The 1,171-nt window shown below is 46.9% G+C and carries 2 protein-coding genes and 1 pseudogene; all 3 read left to right on the top strand.

Annotated elements, in window-relative coordinates; translation table 11 throughout:
* Positions 1-437: pseudogene (locus KDK18_RS03945) on the top strand (septum site-determining protein MinD); the annotation flags it as partial.
* Complete coding sequence (gene minE, locus KDK18_RS03940) at positions 434-691, top strand: cell division topological specificity factor MinE (protein ID WP_257253361.1); 258 nt, start codon at positions 434-436, stop codon at positions 689-691. The pseudogene KDK18_RS03945 and the gene minE, both read left to right, overlap by 4 nt.
* 305 nt (positions 692-996) lie before the next feature.
* Positions 997-1,158 carry a hypothetical protein gene (locus KDK18_RS03935; RefSeq protein WP_257253360.1) on the top strand — a complete coding sequence of 54 codons (162 nt, stop codon included), beginning with the start codon at positions 997-999 and terminating at the stop codon, positions 1,156-1,158.
* Positions 1,159-1,171: the final 13 nt, after the last annotated feature.

Below are 1,171 nucleotides of genomic sequence, written 5' to 3'. Positions count from 1 at the left end.
GTGCGCTTATGGCTCTGTACTTTGCTGACGAAGCGATCATAACAACGAACCCTGAAGTTTCTTCCGTCAGGGATTCAGACCGGATCCTGGGGATTTTGCAAAGCAAATCCCGGAGAGCTGAAAAGAAGCTTGATCCTGTCAAAGAACATCTGTTGCTGACCCGTTATAACCCGACGAGGGTGGAAATGGGCGATATGCTTAATGTTGAAGACGTTCAGGAGATCCTTGCCATTCCATTGCTGGCCGTTGTCCCGGAATCCAAGGACGTTCTGAAGGCATCAAACCATGGTATTCCGGTTATCCATCAGCAGACAACCGATGCCGGTCAGGCTTACAACGATATGGTCGCACGCTTTCTGGGCGCTGAATTACCTCACCGGTTTATTGAACCTCCGAAAAAAGGCTTTTTCCAGAAAGTTTTCAGGAGTCGTGCATGAGTCTGCTGCAATTTTTTAAATCCAGCAAATCCGGGGGCAGCGCATCGGTCGCAAAGGAGCGCCTTCAGATACTGGTTGCCCATGAAAGGCTGAACCGCTCTGGTCATGACTTTCTGCCAGCTATGAAACAGGACATACTGAGAGTCGTGGAAAAGTATTTTCAGGTCGCCGATAACACCATCTCCGTCCGGCTGGATACCGATGGTGACTGCTCGACCCTTGAAGTCAACGTGCAGTTACCGGAAAACTCCTGACACCCGAAGCCTTCTCTTGATACTCTTACAGCACTGGCACAGATCCATTCTGTGTCGGCCTCTCTTTGCAAACTCCTATCGCTTGCTTTACTCAGTTTCTATTAACAGCCATACCGTGTTAAAAGAAATACTGTTTAAATCACCAGAATTTTACTAGCTCAACAGTTTGCAACCTTTTATTAACATAGCGTTGCATACTGCAATTGAAACTCTCACTTAAGTACAAATTCAGACTAACCCAACGGTTGAGTTACTGTTATTCTTAAATAGTATTCATGCAAAAGCCAGCACGGTCAGGAAAGACTATGAAACACCACTACTCTGCGCCATTTAAAAGCCGGAAAAGCACTATTCGCACACAGGGTCGCGCTATTAATGCTATAGCCTACCCAAAAAAATCTGAAGCCCCTGATGAAAAACACCAGCCAGCTGCCAAACAGCAAGCCCGAAGGCAACGAATGCTTTGAGCTCGGGTATAAC

The sequence above is a fragment of the Endozoicomonas sp. SESOKO3 genome (assembly GCF_024606255.1).
This window is presented reverse-complemented; position numbering and strand designations above follow the sequence as displayed.